Source organism: Streptomyces sp. NBC_01334 (assembly GCF_035983595.1).
In the GTDB taxonomy this organism is placed as follows: domain Bacteria; phylum Actinomycetota; class Actinomycetes; order Streptomycetales; family Streptomycetaceae; genus Streptomyces; species Streptomyces coriariae.
Genome location: NZ_CP130718.1, coordinates 929,115 through 944,617 on the forward strand (window position 1 = coordinate 929,115; position 15,503 = coordinate 944,617).

Annotated in this window: 15 protein-coding genes; 7 read left to right on the forward strand and 8 right to left on the reverse strand. The window is 71.1% G+C overall.

Going from position 1 to position 15,503, the window contains the following annotated elements; all coding sequences use genetic code 11:
- The first annotated feature begins 23 nt into the window (after positions 1–23).
- Entirely contained in the window at positions 24–1,094 is a 1,071-nt protein-coding gene (locus OG736_RS04190; protein WP_327181209.1) for a hypothetical protein, read from the forward strand.
- Here the strand turns inward: OG736_RS04190 and OG736_RS04195 are convergent.
- The 3 genes from OG736_RS04195 to OG736_RS04205 form a co-directional block, all read right to left on the reverse strand.
- Positions 1,079–1,504 (reverse strand): DUF6328 family protein, encoded by a 426-nt coding sequence (locus OG736_RS04195; RefSeq protein ID WP_253268163.1) that lies wholly within the window; start codon positions 1,502–1,504, stop codon positions 1,079–1,081. The two genes, OG736_RS04190 and OG736_RS04195, sit on opposite strands and share 16 nt — an antisense overlap.
- 165 nt (positions 1,505–1,669) lie before the next feature.
- The gene (locus tag OG736_RS04200; protein WP_327181210.1) at positions 1,670–2,653 is read right to left on the reverse strand and encodes an aldo/keto reductase; all 984 of its coding nucleotides are present in this window, start codon (positions 2,651–2,653) and stop codon (positions 1,670–1,672) included.
- Positions 2,654–2,825: 172 nt separating this feature from the next.
- Positions 2,826–4,064 carry a PP2C family protein-serine/threonine phosphatase gene (locus OG736_RS04205; protein WP_327187512.1) on the reverse strand — a complete coding sequence of 413 codons (1,239 nt, stop codon included), beginning with the start codon at positions 4,062–4,064 and terminating at the stop codon, positions 2,826–2,828.
- A 945-nt stretch (positions 4,065–5,009) separates the two neighbouring features.
- On the opposite strand from OG736_RS04205, the gene OG736_RS04210 reads away from it, so the two are divergent.
- Positions 5,010–5,378 (forward strand): STAS domain-containing protein, encoded by a 369-nt coding sequence (locus tag OG736_RS04210; protein ID WP_327181211.1) that lies wholly within the window; start codon positions 5,010–5,012, stop codon positions 5,376–5,378.
- Between the two features lie 147 nt (positions 5,379–5,525).
- Here the strand turns inward: OG736_RS04210 and OG736_RS04215 are convergent, their stop codons facing one another.
- From OG736_RS04215 to OG736_RS04225, 3 genes are all read right to left on the reverse strand, one after another.
- The gene (locus tag OG736_RS04215; protein ID WP_327181212.1) at positions 5,526–6,131 is read right to left on the reverse strand and encodes a TetR/AcrR family transcriptional regulator; all 606 of its coding nucleotides are present in this window, start codon (positions 6,129–6,131) and stop codon (positions 5,526–5,528) included.
- Entirely contained in the window at positions 6,128–7,612 is a 1,485-nt protein-coding gene (locus OG736_RS04220; protein WP_327181213.1) for an MFS transporter, read from the reverse strand. The genes OG736_RS04215 and OG736_RS04220 overlap by 4 nt, the downstream gene beginning before the upstream one ends.
- Before the next feature lie 109 nt (positions 7,613–7,721).
- Positions 7,722–8,939, reverse strand: coding sequence for an FAD-dependent monooxygenase (locus tag OG736_RS04225; protein WP_327181214.1), 1,218 nt, complete (start codon positions 8,937–8,939; stop codon positions 7,722–7,724).
- A gap of 350 nt (positions 8,940–9,289) precedes the next feature.
- Here OG736_RS04225 and melC1 point away from each other — a divergent pair, with 350 nt between their 5' ends.
- The 3 genes from melC1 to OG736_RS04240 all read left to right on the forward strand — a co-directional run bounded on the left by melC1 (position 9,290) and on the right by OG736_RS04240 (position 11,065).
- On the forward strand, positions 9,290–9,658 hold the full coding sequence (melC1, locus tag OG736_RS04230) for an apotyrosinase chaperone MelC1 (RefSeq protein WP_327181215.1): 369 nt from the start codon (positions 9,290–9,292) through the stop codon (positions 9,656–9,658).
- A gap of 43 nt (positions 9,659–9,701) precedes the next feature.
- On the forward strand, positions 9,702–10,526 hold the full coding sequence (gene melC2 / locus OG736_RS04235) for a tyrosinase MelC2 (protein ID WP_327181216.1): 825 nt from the start codon (positions 9,702–9,704) through the stop codon (positions 10,524–10,526).
- An 86-nt stretch (positions 10,527–10,612) separates the two neighbouring features.
- Positions 10,613–11,065, forward strand: coding sequence for an SRPBCC family protein (locus OG736_RS04240; RefSeq protein WP_020126206.1), 453 nt, complete (start codon positions 10,613–10,615; stop codon positions 11,063–11,065).
- A gap of 12 nt (positions 11,066–11,077) precedes the next feature.
- On the opposite strand, the gene OG736_RS04245 is transcribed toward OG736_RS04240, so the two are convergent.
- A complete protein-coding gene (locus tag OG736_RS04245) occupies positions 11,078–11,794 on the reverse strand; it encodes a ribonuclease H family protein (protein ID WP_327181217.1) in 717 nt (238 codons plus the stop codon).
- A gap of 31 nt (positions 11,795–11,825) precedes the next feature.
- On the reverse strand, positions 11,826–12,626 hold the full coding sequence (locus tag OG736_RS04250) for a VOC family protein (RefSeq protein WP_327181218.1): 801 nt from the start codon (positions 12,624–12,626) through the stop codon (positions 11,826–11,828).
- Positions 12,627–12,941: 315 nt separating this feature from the next.
- Between OG736_RS04250 and OG736_RS04255 the strand changes: the two genes are divergently transcribed.
- Complete coding sequence (locus tag OG736_RS04255) at positions 12,942–14,384, forward strand: family 2B encapsulin nanocompartment shell protein (RefSeq protein WP_327181219.1); 1,443 nt, start codon at positions 12,942–12,944, stop codon at positions 14,382–14,384.
- A gap of 16 nt (positions 14,385–14,400) precedes the next feature.
- Entirely contained in the window at positions 14,401–15,453 is a 1,053-nt protein-coding gene (locus tag OG736_RS04260) for a family 2 encapsulin nanocompartment cargo protein terpene cyclase (protein WP_327181220.1), read from the forward strand.
- Positions 15,454–15,503: the final 50 nt, after the last annotated feature.

The window sequence follows — 15,503 nt, forward strand, 5'->3', positions numbered from 1 at the left end:
CAGCCCGCAGAGGAGAGTCATCCGTGACCCTGGCGATCGACCTGCCCGAGACGCCCCCCGAGACGTCCCCCGCGCCCCTGTCCGACCTCGTGGCGCGGGACGCCCGTGAGTTCGGCGTCTACGCGCGGACCGGCGGGTGGGCCTTCGGCCTGATGGTGGCGCGCAGCGTCCGGCCGGGCGGGCAGAGCGCGGACGAGACGCCGAAGGTGTCGGCGAAGGAGTTCGCCGAACTGGCCGGCTGCTCGCCCGAGCGTGTCATGCGGTACTACAAGGCCTGGGACCGGGCGGCGGACGACGGTCTAGTCCCGCACTTCGAGGAGCTGGCGCCGGGCCAGGAGGTCGAGCTGCCGGACGCCGAGGTGTGGCTGACCTACTACGTCTCCCGGTCCAGCGCCGGCTCGGAGCGCGGTACCGCCATCGCGGAGGCAGCCGAGGCCGAGGGCATCCGCCCCACGAAGGCGCTGGAGGTCGCGGAGAACCCCACCGCGCTGCGCGCCGCGATCCTCGCCGACCCGTCGACCGCCCGCGCGGCCCGCGCCGCCCTCCTGGACCGCCTCAAGGAGGACCCCGATCTCCAGATCGAGCTGGCCCGGGACGTCGTACGCACCGACGACCTCAAGAAGGCCGTGGCCACCGAGAGCCGCTCGGCCGACCGCATCGGGTACGTGCGTCAGATCGCCGAGTCCGGCCAGATCAAGACGCCCGCCGGACAGACCCTCGACGCGCCCGTCGAGCTGCGCCAGGAAGCCGAACGGCACCTCTCGCTGCTCGACGAGCTGAACGACGACGAGGACGCGGGTGAGTGGGCGAGCGATGCCTACGACACGATGAAGAGCCTGGTCGTGGAGACCGTCGAGGCCGACCCCGAGCTGCGCGTCCAGGAGCGGCGCACGAAGTTCTACAGCAGCCTCCAGCGGGCGACGAAGGTGTTCGAGGAGCTGACCTTCGACGACGTCGACGCGCAGGAGTTCTACGAGGACGACATGGTCCAGCAGTTGGAGGAGCTTCAGCAGGCGATCGGCAGCTGTATCACCGCGCTGCGCGGTGCCCGCACCGCGCCCGAAGCCGGTGGTGCGGCTCAGTCCGTCGTGTAGCGGCGGCGGGTCCACAGCGGCAGCACGAACCAGCACAGCGCGTACCACGTGAACACACCCGCGACGAGATAGGGCACGAACTCGTCGTGGGTGGCCACGCGCAGGATCAGCAGCAGCGAGGCGGTCATGGTGGCGAGCAGCAGGAGCAGGCCGACGAAGGTCAGCCGGGACGCCCACCGCACCGCCTGCGGTTTCACCCGCCGCCCGGAGACCAGGCGATGCAGGGAGACGGGACCTATGAGGGCGCCCGTCGCGCAGGCGCCCAGGACCACGGTCACGATGTAGATGACCTGGTCGACGTGTTGCAGGTCCGCGTAGCGCGGCGTGAACACGACGGTCAGCAGGAAGCCGAAGAGGATCTGCACGCCCGTCTGGGCGACCCTGATCTCCTGGATCAGCTCCCCCCACATACGGTCGGCTCTCTCCTCCTCGCTCTCGTCCCGCCCCCTGCGCTGCTCGGCCTTCGCCGCCGTGTCCGTCACCTGTGCAGTCCTCCCGTTCGAGTGGTCGGTCCCCTCTCTCCCGGCGAGTACCCCGTGAACGGCGGTTCTCTCGTTCCGTCGCCGCGCTTCCGGCTACCAGCGTCCCTCGACCTGCTCCTTGACGCGCCGCTCGTAGAGGTCGCGGACCGCCGCGAGGGTCTCCCCGGTCAGCTCCGGGAGCTTGGCGGCGGCCGCGTTGGCGCGGGCCTGCTCGGGCGAGCGGGCTCCCGGGATGACGGTGGTCACGCCGGGCTGCTGGATGATCCAGCGCAACGCCAGCTGGGCCGGCGTGTATCCCTCGGGCGCGAGGGCGGCGAACTCGACGGCGGCCTCGACGCCGGTGGCGTAGTCGACGCCGGAGAACGTCTCGCCCTGGTCGAAGGACTCGCCGTGCCGGTTGTAGGCGCGGTGGTCGTTCTCCGGGAAGACGGTGTCCTTGGTGTACTTGCCGGAGAGCAGGCCGGAGGCGAGCGGGACGCGGGCGATGACGCCGACCCCGGCCTCACGGGCCGCCGGGAGCACCTCGTACAGGGGCTTCAGACGGAACGGGTTGAGGATGATCTGCACGCTCGCCACTCCCGGCCGGGCGATCGCGGTGAGGGCCTCGGCACAGGTCTCCACACTGACGCCGTAGTGCGCGATGCGCTCCTCCTCGACGAGGGTGTCGAGGGCGTCGAACACCTCGTCGCTGGAGTAGACGGGGGTGGGCGGGCAGTGCAGCTGCACCAGGTCGATACGGTCCACGCCGAGGTTGCGGCGGGAGCGGTCGTTCCAGGCGCGGAAGTTGTCCAGGACGTAGTTCTCGCGGATCTGGTCGACGCGGCGGCCCATCTTCGTGGCGACCAGCACGTGCAGGTCGGGCCGGCCGCTCAGGAACGTGGCGATGGTCTGCTCGCTGCGTCCGTCGCCGTAGACGTCGGCGGTGTCGAAGAAGGTCACCCCCGACTCGGCCGCCGCCTCCAGAACGGTCAGCGCCTCCTTGTCGTCGACGTCCCCCCAGTCGGCGCCCAGTTGCCAGGTGCCGAGACCGACGACGGATGCGTGCTGACCAGACCTACCGAATTCGCGCTCGTCCATGACGTCAGTCTGTCATCCGCCGTGACCTGGTGCGGAAGGGGCCGCTCCGGACCGCCGTACGTATCGACGGGCCCCCTCCCGTGAGCGCGGGGCCGAATGCGCAGCAGCCCGTACCGACGCCGCCGACGGCCAGGGCGGAGGGCCTCGCCGAGCCCACCCCGTACGCCCGGAGTCATCGCCCGGGAGTGGCCCCTTCCGTCCTCGACGGTCGTGAGGCGTCGGTGAGGTCGGCGCCGGTGTCGGCGTCGCGCCGGGAGTGGCCGGTGCCTCGCCAGTCCAGGCACATGACGGTCGCGTCGTCCTGCAGGCGGCCGTGGTTGGCGTCGACGATCGCCGCGATGAGGGTGCGGGCGGCCTCGCGGGGATGCAGGTCGCGGGTGCGCACGATCAGGTCGGACAGATCGAGGCTGCCCGCGTTGCGCTCCAGCATGCCGTCGGTCAGCATCACCAGCCGGTCGCCCGACCGCAGGTCCAGCGACTGGACCCGGTAGGTGTGCGGGGCGTGGAAACCGAACGGCATGTCGATCTTCGGGGTGATCTCGCTCACCTGTCCGTTCCGCATCCGCAGGGGCCAGGGGTGCCCGGCGTTGATGAACTCGGTCTTGCCGTCGATCAGGCTGATGCGCAGGAGCTGGCCGGTGACGTAGCCCTGGCGGCCGTGCTCGCGCATGGCCTGATCTGCCTGGCGGGCCTGTTCGGCGAGGTCGCCACCGGCCCGCCGGGCGCGGCGCAGGGCGCCCACCAGGAGGGTGGCCAGCAGCGCGGCGTCGACATCGTGCCCCATGGCGTCGGTGACGGAGAGCTGGACGGTGTCCCGGTCGATCACGTAGTCGAAGGTGTCGCCCCCGACGTGGTCGGCCGGTTCCAGCGCCCCGGCCACCGCGAACTGCGCGGCCTCGCACGCCAGCGAGGCCGGGAGCAACCGGTGCTGGATCTCCGCGGCCAGGCTCAGCGGGACGGTACGGCGGCCCCACTGGTACACGTCGGTGTAGGACCGGTTCGCGATGACGATGTACGCCAGGGCGTGCGCGGTCTCGCCGATCTCCCGCATCACCTCCGCGTCCGGCGCCGCGGGCAGGAACAGTTCGAGGAGCCCGATGGCGTCCCCGCGGTTGGTCACCGGGGCGACGATCCGCACCAGCGCGCCCTCACCCTTGTCCTCCACGCTCGGCCGCTGGGTGCGGATCACATCGTCGTACAGCGTGCCCCGCAGCGGGATGCGCCGGGCGGGTTCATCGGTGTCGACGCTGCCCGCCGTCCCCAGCCGTACGACCGATCCGCCGGTGAAGTCGGTGATCAGGAACGACACCGCCGCGGCCCCGAGGTGATCCTTGAGCATGCGCGCGACCACGTCGAGCGACTCCACGGGCGCCGCGGCCTCCGCCGCCGCCAGTGTCCCCGCCAGGGTCATCGCGCTGCCCCGGCGACTCGCGCCCCCGGGAAGGCGCGCGGCCTGCCCGGCGTCCGGCCCTCGTGCGGTCACAGCGGCTCCTTCACGGTTCGATGACACCCTGTCTTCAACGATCATGCGCTCTTGTGCCGGGAACGGCGGACGAGTGCGGCTTGGCGCGTCGCCGCGGGGCGCCGGCCGGCTGCCCGGAGGCGGCACGGCGGTGTCCGCCCCCGGAGCGCGTCGGGGTGATGAGGCCGGGTGGTCGTCGTCGTCGAGACGGTCGTAGGCGTCGTCTGATGTCACGTGCACCTGCCGTGGAACGCGTGGAGGGCCCTGGCGCCGTACGGCGCCAGGGCCCGAAGGAACTGCCACACCATCTGCCGGTCCTGCGTACCGCTCTCGGCGGCCCCTGGTCCGCGGGCCACCCGATCCGGCCGTCAGCCCCGTCGCCGTCCTGCAACCACCCTGGCTTCGGAACTCCACCGCCGCACCGTCCTGCACACCGCAACTGCCGTACTGCCGCCCGGCAGTTCGTGCCTGCCGGGCCCTGCGGTCTCTCTGGGCCACGAGAGAAACCGTAACCACGCCATCGACCAATGTCTACTTTCGCCGAGATAGATTTTCATGCTCCAGATCGTGAGGTATGGTCTCGGACGACAGAGTGAGGGCAGCACTGGAGAGCGCCCTCGGGAGAACGAGGAAAGCTGAGGGGCCGATGGAGACCGGTTGGCGCACGCGTGACGCGGATGCCGGTGCCTTGTCGAACCCGCGCCGGCCCCAAGGAGCCACGGTCGCCCGCGCTTTGGCGCCCGTGGTGTCTTCGGCCGGTCGGCGGGGAGACGCGGCGGGGCCGACGGCATCCTGTTCGGCCCGGCTGCCCGGGTGCCTGCGGTCCGAGCGGCGGAGCGGAGTCATCCACGCACGCCCTGCCCCCGGGCGGACCCGAGCTCGGTCGGGCATACGGTGAGCGACATCGAGCAGGCGGCCCGGCCCGACCGGTTCTCCGTCGTACACCGCATGGTCGGCGACGTGCGCGTGGTCGTCGTGCGGGGCGAGATCGACCACGACGTCAAGAGCGTCCTCGGCAACGCCCTGCTGCCCGGGGACGGCGCGGCCGAGCCGTCACGGATCGTGGTGGACCTCGGCGGCGTGACCTTCATGGACTCCAGCGGCATCAACGTCTTCGTCGCCGCCCACCAGGCCGTCAGCGGCACCGATGGGTGGCTGCGTATCGTCGCCGCGCAGCAACCCGTTCTGCACGTCCTGCGACTGGTCGGCATCGACGCCTTCATCACCTGCCACCCCACCCTCGAGAAGGCCCTCGAGCCCTGACCTCCCTCCTGCGGCCGGTCCGGGGTGCCGTCCCGCGGCGAGCGGCACCGACGGCCTCGTCCGGCTCCCGGTCCACCGGCTCCGGCCAGTGTCTGTCGCCCCGGCGCCCGGCCGATCACCCCACCACGACACCGTGGTGCGCAACGGTCAGGGACCGTCCAGATGGGCCTGCACCGTCGGCCCGTACCGCTCGACGATGTCCTCGACCGGGGTCGCCCTGAGCTCGCTCCCGCGGGCGATGCCGAACATCACGCCCAGGCCGAGCACGGTGGCGACGGCGAGTTCGGCGCGGATCCCCGGGTCGGGTCCGGTGAGGCGGGCGGCCAGGCGTTCGGTGACCTGGGTGCGGAAGTTGGCGCGCAGGATGTCGCCGTGGTCGCCGTGCAGGGGTGCGAACGCGATGCGCAGCAGGGGGTCGGCGCCGCGCTCGCGCTGGCTCGCCACCACGTGCCGGACCATGTGCGGACCCAGCTCCCCCAGCGGGGCGTCGAGCAGGGCGTCGGCGTCCTCCTCGAAGGACATCACCCGGGCGAACAGGGCGTCCTTGTTGCCGAAGTACTTCAGGACCAGCGGCGCGCTCACCCCGGCGCGTTCCGCGACGGCCTTGAGAGTGATGTCGGCGTGCGCCTGACGGGCGAGGAGGTACCGGGCGGCGCGCAGGATCGTCGCCTTGGTCGCCTCGGCGTCGCGCCGGGCGGGGGCCGGCGGCCGGGTCGCGGCGGAGGCGTCGGATGGAGTGCTCACGGCACTCATGCTCCCTCCAACGCCTCGTCGCCGACGGAGCGGGTACGGCCACGGACCCGCCGGGTGTCCTCCGGTCCCGCGTCGCCGGGGATGGTGAGCGCCACCGCGCACGCGGCCAGGGCCACCGCGCCCGCGACGCCGAACGCCAGCAGATAGCCGTGCAGGGTCGGCACCGGTACTCCGCCGACGAGGCCGGTGTGGTGCACGAGGACGGCGGCGACGGCGGCGCTGGAGGTGGCCTGGCCGATGGTGCGCATCAGCACGTTGAAACCGTTCGCCGAGGCGGTCTGTCCGGGCGGGACGGCGCGCAGGATCAGCGAGGGCAGCGCCGAGTACGCGAGGGTGGTGCCGGTCGCCACGACCGTCGCCCCCACCATGATCATCCACAGGTCGCGGCTGTCGGCGATGCGCACGGCGTACCCGGAGGCGATGACGGCGGCACCGAGGGCGAGGGTGATCCGCGGCCCGCGCCTTTCGGAGATACGGGCGGACAGTGGCGAGAACAGCAGCATGGTGATGCCGCCGGGCAGCAGGCACAGGCCCGTCTGGACGATGGACAGCCCGAGCCCGTACCCGCTGGCCTCGGGCGCCTGCACCAACTGGGCGGTCACCAGGGAGTTGGCGTAGAAGGCGAAGCCGGTCAGGAGGGCCGCCACATGAGACAGGCCCACCCTCGGCCGGGACACCAACCGCAGGTCCACCAGTGGCTGTTCGGCGCGCAGCTGGTGCCACCACCACAGCCCGAGGACGATCACGGCGGTGAGGAACAGACCCACGACCCGGGCACTCCCCCAGCCCCACTGGCCGCCCTGGGACACGGCGAGGAGCAGGCTGATCAGCCCGGCGGCCAGCCCGAGCGCCCCCGTCACGTCGAACCGGCCGGGCTCGCGCACGGGCGACTCCGGCACCGCCCACCGGATCAGCGCGACCCCGGTCGCGCCCAGCGCGGCGGTCACCCAGAACATCACGTGCCAGTTGGCGTACTGCACGACCACGGCCGCCGCCGGCAGCCCGAGCGCGGCGCCGATACCCACGGTGGAGCTCATCAGCGCCACGGCGGATCCCCGGCGTTCCGGCGGCAGTTCGTCGCGCAGGATGCTGATGGACAGCGGGACGACGGAGGACGCGGCGCCCTGGAGGGTCCGCGCCGCGATCAGCACGCCGATGTCGGAGGTCAGGGCGCAGATCACCGAGCCGGCGGCCATCAGGCCGAACGAGACGAGCAGCACCCGTCGCTTGCCGTACATGTCCCCGGCGCGGCCGAGGACGGGGGTGAGGACCGCGCCGGACAGCAGCGAGGCGGTCACCATCCAGGAGACCGCGCCCGCCGAGGCGCCGGTCAGCCGGGGCAGGTCGGGCAGCAGCGGCACGACGACGGTCTGCATGACCGCCATGAGGATGCCGCAGTACGCCAGGACCGGGATGGTGAGCCGGGCCCGCAGACCGGCTGCTCCCTCGGCCCGGGCGGGTATCGGAGCGGGCGACGCCATGGACACTCCAGCGGCCTGAAGGAATCGAACAAGGGTGAATGGCAATTCACCGTATCAGTGAATTGCCATTCACCCCATGTCCTTCCATGCCGCCGCGACCGCCTCCCGGCTACTTTCGCGAGGTCAGCGCCCTGGCGTGCGCGCCGCGCGCCAGCTTCGGCCCCAGCCAGCGCTTGAACCGGCGCAGTGCCCCCAGCTGCCCGGCGGCCCGGTCGAGCCGGTAGTACAGCTGGGGCGGGACGTAGGGCAGCAGGGGTGAGTGGCGCTGGCCGAGCAGGGCGAACATCTGCTCCGGGGGGAGGTGGATGTAGCGGGTGAGGTTCTCGTACCACTGGGCGCTGTAGCGGGCGGCGCTCTGCAGCGACAGCAGGGCGGACTTGCGTTCCCCCTCGTAGCGGGCGAGGGCCGCCGGCAGGTCGGCGCTCTCCCGCAGGGCGTCGGCGAGGGCGATGGCGTCCTCAAGGGCGAGGGTGGTGCCGGCGCCGATCGAGTAGTGGGTGGTGTGGGCGGCGTCGCCGAGGAGGACGAGGTTGCCGCGGTACCAGCTGCGGTTGGTGAGGGTGCGGAAGGTCAGCCACTGCGTGCTGCCGTCGGCGGCGGCGCGCCCGATCAGGGGCCGGCCGTCGAGGATGTGCGCGAAGAGCTTCTCGAGCCGGGCCAGTCCGTCGCCCTCGCTCGCCCGGTCGAGGCCGAGTCCGGCCAGGGTCTCGGGGGCGCACTCGATGACGCAGGTGCTCTGCTCGGAACTGAAGGGGTAGCCGTAGCACCAGATCCAGCCGTGCTCGGTCTCCACGAACGCGAAGGTGAAGGAGTCGAACACCTTGGTGGTACCGAGCCAGATGTAGGAGTTGCGCCCCGGGGTGAGTTCGGCGCCGAAGTCGCCGGCGTGGTGCGTGCGCAGGGCGCTGTGGACGCCGTCGCCGGCCACGACGAGATCGGCGTCCGGCAGGTTCTCGGCGGTGATCCCGCTCTCGTACTCCAGCCGCACGCCGAGCGCGCGGGCGCGGGCGGCGAGGATCTCCAGCAGCTTGTGCCGGCCGATACCGTGCCCCTCGTCGCCCGGCTGACGGGTCGCCAGGTCCCGGACGTGGGCGATGCCCGCGTTCCAGCGGACGGACTCCGCCTCGATCGCGCTCGCCGACTCGGGGTCGCAGACACGGAGTCGGTCGAGGAGTCCCTGCCAGTACGTGACACCCCAGCCGTAGGTCGAGCCCTCCGGGTTGCGCTCGTGGACGGTGACGTCGTGGGACTGATCCTGCCGCTTGAGCAGGATCGAGAGATACAGGCCGGCGGGCCCGCCGCCGACACAGGCGACCTTCACGCACACTCCCAGGAGTTACCAGACGTGATCGATGGACGACGCAGGGTAGCAGAGCTCGACGCTCACGCCGGGACGCCCCACCCGCCCGATCACGCCACTTTCCCCACGTGGGCCACACCACCACGGAGGCGTCGGCGCGCGAAAGATCACCGGAACCGGTGCGTTCGCGGAAAGGAATTGCCCCTTCCGCCCGACCGGATCCCCTGCGCGCAACAAGATCATCTTCGTTCAAGATTGCACGACATGTAATTGATTGTCCTGATCACAGCCAACCCCTCTCGGGCGATTTCTCCCTTTCTCCCCCAGGTCGATAGGCATACGGGGTCGTCAACCGAACCCATCCCAGGAGGTCCCGCATGCCGGAACTCAGCCGTCGTCGCGCACTCACCGCGGCGGCCGCCGTCACCGGTGCCGCGCTGGTCGCCGTCCCCGCCGCCCGGGCGGACGACCATCACCACGACTCACACGGCTCCCCCGATTCCTTCGACGAGGTCTACAAGGGCCGCCGAATACAGGGCCGGCCCACCGACGGCGGCGGCCATCACCACGGCGGCGGCTACGGCGTGTACGTCGACGGGGTCGAGCTGCACGTGATGCGCAACGCCGACGGGACCTGGATCAGCGTGGTCAGCCACTACGACCCGGTGCCCACCCCGCGGGCCGCCGCCCGCGCCGCGGTCGACGAGCTCCAGGGCGCGCGACTCGTCCCGTTCCCCGCCGGCTGACCGGCCGACCGCCCCCCTTCCGCGCACACTTGGAGCACCGCACATGACCGTCCGCAAGAACCAGGCGTCCCTGACCTCCGACGAGAAGCGGCGGTTCGTCGCCGCCGTCCTCCAGCTCAAGCGCAGCGGCCGCTACGACGCCTTCGTCACCACCCACAACGGGTTCATCCTCGGTGACACCGACAACGGCGAGCGCACCGGCCACCGTTCCCCCTCCTTCCTGCCGTGGCACCGCAGATTCCTGCTGGAGTTCGAGCGGGCGCTCCAGTCGGTGGACGCCTCGGTGGCCCTGCCGTACTGGGACTGGTCCACCGACCGTTCACCGCGTTCCTCGCTGTGGGCGCCGGACTTCCTCGGCGGCAGCGGGCGCAGCCGGGACGGCCAGGTGATGGACGGTCCGTTCGCCGCCTCGGCCGGCAACTGGGCCGTCAACGTGCGGGTGGACGGCCGCAGCTACCTCCGGCGCGCGCTGGGGACGGGCGTGCGTGAGCTGCCGACCCGGGCCGAGGTCGAGTCGGTGCTGTCGATGGCGACCTACGACATGGCCCCCTGGAACAGCGGCTCCGACGGCTTCCGCAACCATCTGGAAGGCTGGCGCGGGGTCAATCTGCACAACCGGGTCCATGTGTGGGTCGGCGGGCAGATGGCGACCGGGGTCTCCCCCAACGACCCGGTGTTCTGGCTGCACCACGCCTACATCGACAAGCTGTGGGCCCAGTGGCAGCGCAGGCACCCCGGGTCCGCGTACCTCCCCGCCGGCGGCACGCCGGACGTCGTCGACCTCCACGAGACGATGAAGCCCTGGAACGACACCACCCCGGCGGACCTTCTCGATCACACCGCCCACTACACCTTCGACACCGACTGATCGTCACCCACCGGTTTGCCCGGCCGGCCACGGGTACCCGCGACGGACACGCAGCGACGAGACGAACCACCAAGGAGGAGACGATCGTGTCGCAGGTCGAGGAATCCATCGAGGTCGGCGTGCCCGTGCACACGGCGTACGACCAGTGGACGCAGTTCGAGACGTTCCCGGCGTTCATGAGCGGGGTGGACCGCATCGAGCAGCGCACGGACACGCTCACCCACTGGGTGACCAGTGTGAACGGCGTGCGCCGGGAGTTCGACGCGGAGATCACCGAACAGATCCCGGACGAACGGGTCGCCTGGACCACGGTCTCCGGCGAGGCCCGGCAGGCCGGTGTGGTGACCTTCCACCGGCTCGACGACAGCCACACCAAGGTGATGCTCCAGATGGAGTTCCAGCCGGAGGGCGTCACCGAGACCGTCGGCGACAAGCTGGGCTTCGTGAAGCGGCAGACCAAGGGTGACCTGGAGCGCTTCAAGGAGTTCATCGAGGAGCGCGGTCTGGAGACCGGAGGCTGGCGCGGCGTCGTGCTGTGACCCGCGCGCCGCTCAGCCCGCGTCGGCGTCCGCCGTACGGCACTCCGGGTGCCCCCAGCCCTGCGCGTTCTTGGCGATCTGCTCGCCGGCCGCGTACGGGCGGCCGCACACACAGCGGCCGGGGAACTTGGCCTTGAGCGTGCGGGACGCCGAACCACCGCTCCGCCGGGGGGACTTGCCCCCGGCGGAGCGGCCGGTTTTCGCGGACTTCCCCTTCGGGGTGTCCGGCGAGGCCGGCGGCTCCGGGGAGCCCTGCTCGCTGCCGGCCGGCTGCTGGACGACGGCCGCCTGGCTGGCGGCGCGGTCGGCGAAGTCGTTGAGCGGGTCGCCGTCGACCTGGTGGGCGGGCACATAGCGGAACTCGACCGAGCGGCCGTCGAGCAGTTCGTCGATGCGGACGACGAGTTCCTGGTTGGCCACCGGCTTCCCGGCGGACGTCTTCCAGCCGTTGCGCTTCCAGCCCGGCAGCCAGGTGGTGACGGCCTTCATGGCGTACTGCGAGTCCATCCGGACCTCGAGCGGCACCGCCGGGTCGGTCGAGGCCAGCAGGCGTTCCAGCGCGGTGAGTTCGGCGATGTTGTTGGTCGCCCTGCCGAGCGGTCCCGCCTCCCAGCGGGCCGGTGTCTCCGCGTCGTCCGCGACCACCCACGCCCAGGCCGCCGGTCCCGGATTTCCCTTCGAAGCCCCGTCGCACGCGGCCACCACTCGTTCACGCATGCGCCCGATCATGCCACGGCCGCGCCGGCGCCTCGCCGGGTGACTAGGACACCTCCGTGGTCTGCGGCATGTCGCCCGCGGTGGTGGTGACGTCGATCACGGAGAAACTCGCGCCCTGCGGGTCGCTGATCGCCGCGAACCGTCCGAACGGAGTGTCCATCGGGCCGAAGCGCAGGACGCCACCGAGCTTGGTGGCCCTGGCCACGGCGTCGTCGCAGTTGTCGACCGTGAAGTACACGTTGACATACGACGGCACCTCGGGCGGGAACTCGTCCGTCATCTTCATGCGGCCGAGGACCGTGTCGCCGTCGATCTCGAACAGCCGGAAGTCGACCGCGTCGTCCTGCATCTGCTTCGCCGTGTACGGGAACACGGCCGGGAGGAACGCGTCCGTCTTCTCGGGTTCGCGGGTGAAGATCTCGGCCCAGCAGAAGGCGCCGGGCTGCTCGGGCGGCGCCTCGAAGCCCTCGTGGACGCCCGCCTGCCAGACGCCGAACACGGCGCCGCCGGGCTCGCGGCCCAGGCACATCGTGCCGAAGTCACCGACCCGCATCGGCTCCATCAGCACCTCACCGCCGTTCTCACGGATCTTGCCGGCGGTCACCGCGGCGTCCGGGGAGGCGAGGTACAGGCACCACTGCGACTGGCCCTCCTGGCCGGGCATCGGCGGGACGACGGCGGCGACCGCCTTGCCGTTCGCATAGGCCTGCGTGTAGTTGCCGTACTCCGACGACGCATCGCCGAAGGTCCAGCCGAGGACCTCGCCGTAGAAGGTCTTGGCGCCCTCCACGTCACTGAACATCGCGTCGGCCCAACAAGGGGTTCCCTCTGGACGTACGACCATGACCGCAGCCTTCCGGTGAGACGGGTTGTCCGGTTCCTCACGCTAGCCATCCGGCCGTCCGCTCGCGCGCCGAACACACGGGTAACCCAAAGTGACCCCTGAGCGCTCCGGCGCGCGGGAGCACACGGAGGATGCGGTGGCACACACCAGACGTCTTCCGCCCCATCAGGCAGGTTTGCACCCTTCGGGTCATGAAACCGCCCCCTTCACGCCGTACCCGTCCGTCACTCAGGGTGTTTGGCTGGTGCAAGCGGATCTTCGGAACCGAGCTTCTCGGACGGTCCGCCCGTCTCCGCGCACCTTCCTGGAGGGAATGTGTCCACACCGGACAGCGCCACCGGTCCAGCCCTGGACGAACCCGCCCCCGAACCCACCACCGACGCGCAGCTCACCAGTCTCAGCACCCAGGCGGCCCGCCAGCTCGCCACGACCCACAAGTCCGAACCACAGATGCAGGCCATCAGCTCGCGCTGGCTGCTGCGGATGCTGCCCTGGGTGGACGTCAAGGGCGGCACCTACCGAGTCAACCGGCGTCTCCAGCTGCGTGTCGGCCGGGGCAGGGTGCAGTTCGAGCAGAACGGCGGGAACGACGTACGGGTCATCCCGCAGACCCTCACCGAGCTGCCCGTGCTGCGCGGCTACTCCGACAACGGAACCCTCGCGGAACTCTCCTCCCGCTTCCAGACGCGGGAGGTCCGGGCCGGTCAGGTCGTCTTCGAGGCCGGCCAGCCGGTCACCGAGACCTACCTCGTGGTGCACGGCAGGTTCACCCGGTTCACCGCCGGCAAGTACGGCGAGGAGGAGATCGTCGGGGTCGTCTCCGGCGGCGACCAGCTCGGCGACGAGGCCCTCGGGCAGGACGACCCGCTGTGGCTGAGCTCGGTGCGCGCCGAGACCTCGGGCGTGCTGCTGGCACTGCCCTGGGACGCACTGCGGGAGTTCGTCGGACGGGTGCCGTCCCTCGCCGCCCATCTGGAGGCCTACGCCGCCCGGCAGCGGCTGCCGATGAACCGCAAGGGCGAGGCCGAAGTGCCGGTGCAGGCCGGACACACCGGGGAGCCGACGCTGTCGGCGGGCTTCGTCGACTACGAACTCTCGCCCCGCGAGTACGAGTTGTCGCTGACCCAGACCGTGCTGAAGGTCCACACCCGGGTCGCCGACCTCTACAACAACCCGATGAACCAGACCGAGCAGCAACTGCGCCTGACCGTGGAGGAGATCCGCGAGCGGCAGGAGTGGGAGATGGTCAACAACCGGGACTTCGGTCTGCTGCACAACGCCGACCACTCCCAGCGCGTCAGCACGTTCGCCGGACCGCCGACCCCGGACGACATGGACGACCTGCTGTCGATGCGGCGCAAGACCAAGCTCTTCCTCGCCCATCCCAAGGCGATCGCGGCCTTCTTCCGGCAGTGCAACCGGCGCGGTCTGGTGCCCGGCACGGCCACCGTCGAGGGGCACGAGATCCCGGCCTGGCGCGGGGTGCCGATCTTCCCCTGCAACAAGATCCCGATCAGCCCGCAGCACACCAGCAGCATCATCGCGCTGCGCACCGGCGAGGCCGACCAGGGAGTCGTCGGCCTGTACCAGACGGGCATCCCGGAGGAGTTCCAACCCGGCCTGAACGTACGGTTCATGGGGATCGACGCCAACTCGATCATCCGCTACCTCGTGACCGCCTACTACTCGATGGCCGTCCTGGTGCCGGACGCCGCCGGGGTCCTGGAGAACGTCCAGGTCGGCCGGACGGCCGAGTGACGGCGGGGAGTTCGCGATGAGCACGCCCACGAGCACCGGGAGTGCGCTGCCCGGCCCGCCGAACCTCGCCCGCAGCATCCGGGCCCGGCGCGGCGGGGCGGTCCCCGGTCTGCGCTACCGGGAGGTGGAGCCCGCCGACCCGGAGAGGGCCGCGGAGGTCGACCGCAGGCTGGAGGAGTGGGCCCGGGGCCTGGACCTCTTCCCGGTGGCCTGGAACGGGGACTTCGCGGGCTTCCAGTTCGGCCGCGCCGTGGTGCTCCAGCATCCGCGCGCGCTCGACCTGGAGCGCCTGACCGTGGCCGGCAAGCTGCTGCTGGCCGAGAACATCGTCGACAACTGTTACTGCGAGGAGGACGAGGACAAGGGCGGCTCGCGCAGCGGACTGGGCGGCCGGCTGATCATCGCCCAGTCGGCGCTCGACCCCTACCAGGGCCCTCCCGACCTCCAGGAGGAGTGGGCGCTCGGGGTGCAGGCCGACGGTCCGCTGCGCTCGTACCACTGGGCGCTGAAGGACTACGCGGCCCTGGCCACCCCCAGCCAGACCGACCGGTTCGTGCACGACATCGCCCGGCTGCACCTGGGCTACCTCGGCGAGGCGGCCTGGGGGGAGACCCGGTACGTGCCGCGGATCTGGGAGTACCTGGCGATGCGGCAGTTCAACAACTTCCGGCCGTGTCTGTCGATCGTGGACGCGGTCGACGGCTACGAGCTGCCCGAGCAGCTGTACGCCCGCCCGGAGATCCAGCGGGTCACCGCGCTCGCCTGCAACGCCACCACGATCGTCAACGACCTGTACTCCTTCACCAAGGAGCTGGCGTCCGACCCCACCCATCTCAATCTGCCGCAGGTGGTGGCCGCCAACGACCGGCGCGGGCTGAAGGCCGCCTATCTGCGGTCGGTCGAGATCCACAACCAGCTCATGGAGGCGTTCGAGGAGGAGTCGGCGGTGCTCGCCGCCACCTCGCCGCTCGTCGAGCGCTATCTCCAGGGGCTGTCGGACTGGGTGGCCGGCAACCACGAGTGGCACGCCACCAACACCCACCGCTACCACCTGCCCGACTACTGGTGACCGCAGCCTTTCTGACACGTCGTCACGCACAGCACCATGAGGAGCCACCG

What these genes read in the sequence shown, in the direction of transcription:
- OG736_RS04245 (WP_327181217.1), bottom strand. Translation starts at nt 11,794, where the DNA reads ATGATCGGGCGCATGCGTGAACGAGTGGTGGCCGCGTGCGACGGGGCT.
- melC1 (WP_327181215.1), top strand. Translation starts at nt 9,290, where the DNA reads ATGCCGGAACTCAGCCGTCGTCGCGCACTCACCGCGGCGGCCGCCGTC.
- OG736_RS04220 (WP_327181213.1), bottom strand. Translation starts at nt 7,612, where the DNA reads ATGGCGTCGCCCGCTCCGATACCCGCCCGGGCCGAGGGAGCAGCCGGT.
- OG736_RS04195 (WP_253268163.1), bottom strand. Translation starts at nt 1,504, where the DNA reads ATGTGGGGGGAGCTGATCCAGGAGATCAGGGTCGCCCAGACGGGCGTG.
- OG736_RS04215 (WP_327181212.1), bottom strand. Translation starts at nt 6,131, where the DNA reads ATGAGTGCCGTGAGCACTCCATCCGACGCCTCCGCCGCGACCCGGCCG.
- OG736_RS04250 (WP_327181218.1), bottom strand. Translation starts at nt 12,626, where the DNA reads ATGGTCGTACGTCCAGAGGGAACCCCTTGTTGGGCCGACGCGATGTTC.
- melC2 (WP_327181216.1), top strand. Translation starts at nt 9,702, where the DNA reads ATGACCGTCCGCAAGAACCAGGCGTCCCTGACCTCCGACGAGAAGCGG.
- OG736_RS04205 (WP_327187512.1), bottom strand. Translation starts at nt 4,064, where the DNA reads ATGACCCTGGCGGGGACACTGGCGGCGGCGGAGGCCGCGGCGCCCGTG.
- OG736_RS04260 (WP_327181220.1), top strand. Translation starts at nt 14,401, where the DNA reads ATGAGCACGCCCACGAGCACCGGGAGTGCGCTGCCCGGCCCGCCGAAC.
- OG736_RS04200 (WP_327181210.1), bottom strand. Translation starts at nt 2,653, where the DNA reads ATGGACGAGCGCGAATTCGGTAGGTCTGGTCAGCACGCATCCGTCGTC.